Consider the following 3,365-nt stretch of genomic DNA (forward strand, 5'->3'; position numbering starts at 1 on the left):
CCCCTGACCTGGTGAATTGCAGAGCCCCGGTTCGTCCATGGGATACAAATCACGCAATTCGGCTTTAAAGCCGTTAATCGGATTATGGTCCTACCAACTTGATTAGCGCAATACGTTTGGGGGCCGTTCCGCCGCCTTTCCGCAGAAACCCCGTCTGGACGTCGATATGGCGAGCCATCCCGCTGGCATCTCGCCGGCTCGCGTTCGGAGTAGAGTGAGATTGGCGGCGCTCATGACGCCGACCTCGCGCTCAGGAGCAGCGTGACATCCGCAACCCCGATCGACGGCATCAACTCGTCGACGCTCTTCATGTTGGACAGGAAGAGCTTGGCGGCATCGGTCTCTAGTCCGCTGATCATGACCTCGCTCTGAGCTTCAAAGCTCGCGCGCTCGATCTTGGTCACCGCCTCCTTTTCGATCGCCTCGATCCGGGACTTCGCCACTCTGCGCAGTTCCTCGCGGCGCTGTTTCACCGCGTTCTGGCCGCGCTCGTACCAGCCGACATTTAGGCCGGGCGCGAACTCCTTGGGGATTCCAAGTTCCGCGCAGCGATCGGCGATAAGGGCCTGAGCGTCCGCGACCACCTTCTTGACCTGCTCGGACGCGGATTTCCAGACAGCGTCATCGTTGAAGCTGTAAACCGACGCACACTGCTGCTCGAATTCGGCCATCATGGCAGCGGCACGCTCAGATGCCGCTGCCTTCATCACACGCTCGCGCTTGCGGATCAGCGCGCCGATCTCGGCTCGCTCCTGCCTCGTCATGCCGATGGTGCTCATGGCGTCACCGGCGGATAAGAGGCCACGTCGGCGACAGCCTTCTTCGCCATGTGGCGCGTGACCCAAAGCAGCGCGCCGACACGGTCCAGATCGTCCTTGATGTCGTCGCGGCGYGTCACGCTCATCAACAGCCCCACGCCGATATCCAGCAGGTGCTGCAGGTCGCTGCAGACGTCGTCGAGCTTTTCCTCGCTCATGACTGCACCTCCGCCGCGTAGTCGGTGATCAGGTCGCCGATGATTTCCTCAGCGTGTTCGAGATCGCTGGTCCCTCCGACCTCGAAACTGATCAACGTCCGATACTTGGCTTCCTTCTCCTCCTCGCTGGCGGCCTTGAGGTTGCCGGCACGCGCCGCCGCTGCGGTCTGCGCTGCGTAGAGGAAGCAGTTGATCTGCGCGAGGATGGGTGCCGCCTCCCTCATCTCTCGAATATAGGCGTTGCCGACCAGCAGCTCGGCCATGCTGTTGAGGCGCTCGGCCGCCTCATAGACGGCACGAATTTGCCGATGGTCCGGCAGGGCAGCGATCATCGCTGCGATCGCTTGGGTTTCGGGCAAAGCGGTAGCGCTCGCCGAGCTGATGCTCTTCGTCATGGTGGTCCTAACGGTGGTGATATCGGCGCAGGTCCGGGCGCCGGGGCCGGTTTCTCTGGTACCAATTTGGAACTACTGCGACAGTACCAACGGTGGAACTATCGCCGGGCCTCTGTGGAGGCTTCAGATGCCGGAGGCGCCTTGTTTCCGGGCGATCGGCTCCGCGTCTGACGGTATCAATTTGGCACTACTTATAATATCTTGGGTGGGTGTCCTCTTCTTGCGCTCAGGCGTCACCCCTGCGGATCGAAGCTTCTCCGTGGCGTCCTCCGCAGACTTGATCCTGCGCCAATCGTTCGTCGCCGCCTCACCGTCCGCCGTCATCAGCCATGTCAGCGTCCAGAGCGACGAGGAGCCCTTGTCCCTTCCATTGGTCGGCCGGCCTCGACCCGCCATCCTTACGAAGCCCAAGGCGACGAAGGCCTTGATCGCGTCGGTGATGCTGCCGCGGCGGATGCCGTAGGCTTGGAAGTTGTTCCACGTCACCGGAAGCTCGCCGTTCTTCCTCCCGCCGTGGGCCATGTGCTCCTGCGCTATCCTCATGATGCCGCGCATGGCGTTGTCGGGCAGTGCAATCCATGCCGGGCTCGAAAGCATCTCGTTCGTGATCCAGACGAACGCTTGGCCCTCTGGCGGCTGGTTGCGCTTGCGGTATCGAGCATCCTGTATCCGAGGGCCGTCACGTCCGGTCGCGTGCGGCTTGCGGTCGAACGGCTTCACGCGGCGCCTCCCGGCGTCTGCATGATCGCCCTCCAGAGTTCAGCCCGGACAGCGCATTCAACGGCGCGGGCCTCGGCCACGATGATCGACCCGGGAATGCCGCGCTTGCGCATCGTGTCCATTTGAAGCTCAATCTGGCGCTGAAGGTGCTTTTCTCCCGCGGCTTGGTTCATCTCCGTCATCCGCCGGGCATGCCGAACGATGAAGGCCCGGTTTCGGACGCGGGGGAACGGGATCACTGCGGCGGACATTGCGGCACCTCCCTGATCTGTCGGCGCTCGGCGGCAATCACGACGGCCTGGACCAAGCTGTCGTCTCGGGTCCGGTCAGTCGCGGCCGCGATGAGGTTGAGCGGCGTCGGCAAGATGCCGGCACGGCGCAGATCGGCGAGAACCTCGTCGAGCATGACGGTCGCCTCTCGCCTGTCGGGGCGGAGACAGGCGGCCATTAGGCGGCTTCCTGCCGGGCGATCCACTTCAGGATCGTCGAGCGCCGGGCGCATATAGTGGCGCCCATGTTGAACGTGGGCATGCCGAGCCGGTCGGCAGCATGGTAAATCCGCCGGACATTCTTGTCGTCGGCATCGCCGTAGATGAAGGCGGCGATGGYCTTGGCGCCATGCAGCAAATCTTCGGACAGCGGAGGCAAGGCTTCGCCGTTCGCACCCTCGGGGCGCGGTGTCATATCTGTCATGGTGTGGTCTCCGGGTTAGGAGGCCAGAACTATGCCGGCCTCCAAAATTGTACTTAGCGAGATCGAAGTCTTTACTACTCGATCGCCTGCCGCGGCAGGCGGTCTCTCTGCAAAGAACGTTGCATTAAGCAGAATTTTTGGAACTACCTCGAGAGGGTCTTCTCTGACATAGAGGCCGTCGTTGTCTTCGATATCGAATTCGACGCGGCCGCTTGGGTGATAAAAGCTGATCGAAGATGTGACTAACAATGGTAGCCTGCGAACGCGTTCTCTAAAACCATCAGAGAGACGCGTTGGGATAAAAACATCCCATGCCAATTTGCTCAATATGTCGTCCGAGAACCGTGGCACAGCCATCATGAACTCAAATGCAGCGCCTAAACTCTCAGATTCTGCGAACGCCGATTGCATCTCGTTAGATAGACTGCACTCCACTTTGACGCATATGGCTTGTCTCAAGCGATGAACCTCAGAAGGAATTTCCTTCGCAGATCCGACACTGCAAAGCCCGATCAACAGGTTAGTCGCATCTCTGGCCGTCATCTTTGCGCCGCCTCGGCCGCGACCGCCCTGGGCAATAA

The 3,365-nt window shown here is 61.1% G+C and carries 8 protein-coding genes; all 8 read right to left on the minus strand.

The features are described from left to right. Positions 1-230: 230 nt before the first annotated feature. Positions 231-779: a hypothetical protein gene (locus tag AC1DVA_RS27015; protein WP_476807934.1), complete on the minus strand. Its 549-nt coding sequence runs from the start codon at positions 777-779 to the stop codon at positions 231-233. Then, on the minus strand, positions 776-976 hold the full coding sequence (locus AC1DVA_RS27020) for a hypothetical protein (protein WP_476807935.1): 201 nt from the start codon (positions 974-976) through the stop codon (positions 776-778). The genes AC1DVA_RS27015 and AC1DVA_RS27020 overlap by 4 nt, the downstream gene beginning before the upstream one ends. Further along, entirely contained in the window at positions 973-1,308 is a 336-nt protein-coding gene (locus AC1DVA_RS27025) for a hypothetical protein (protein WP_476807936.1), read from the minus strand. The genes AC1DVA_RS27020 and AC1DVA_RS27025 overlap by 4 nt, the downstream gene beginning before the upstream one ends. 186 nt (positions 1,309-1,494) lie before the next feature. Beyond that, entirely contained in the window at positions 1,495-2,091 is a 597-nt protein-coding gene (locus tag AC1DVA_RS27030) for a hypothetical protein (protein ID WP_476807937.1), read from the minus strand. Further along, a complete protein-coding gene (locus AC1DVA_RS27035; protein ID WP_476807938.1) occupies positions 2,088-2,342 on the minus strand; it encodes a DUF6074 family protein in 255 nt (84 codons plus the stop codon). The genes AC1DVA_RS27030 and AC1DVA_RS27035 overlap by 4 nt, the downstream gene beginning before the upstream one ends. Beyond that, the gene (locus AC1DVA_RS27040; RefSeq protein ID WP_476807939.1) at positions 2,327-2,539 is read right to left on the minus strand and encodes a hypothetical protein; all 213 of its coding nucleotides are present in this window, start codon (positions 2,537-2,539) and stop codon (positions 2,327-2,329) included. The genes AC1DVA_RS27035 and AC1DVA_RS27040 overlap by 16 nt, the downstream gene beginning before the upstream one ends. Next, the gene (locus AC1DVA_RS27045; protein WP_476807940.1) at positions 2,539-2,784 is read right to left on the minus strand and encodes a DNA-binding protein; all 246 of its coding nucleotides are present in this window, start codon (positions 2,782-2,784) and stop codon (positions 2,539-2,541) included. The genes AC1DVA_RS27040 and AC1DVA_RS27045 overlap by 1 nt, the downstream gene beginning before the upstream one ends. Before the next feature lie 15 nt (positions 2,785-2,799). Continuing rightward, positions 2,800-3,365: hypothetical protein (locus tag AC1DVA_RS27050; RefSeq protein WP_476807941.1), on the minus strand; the 566-nt coding region annotated here is incomplete at its 5' end.

It is taken from the genome of Allobosea sp. P4_C6 (assembly GCF_056402015.1).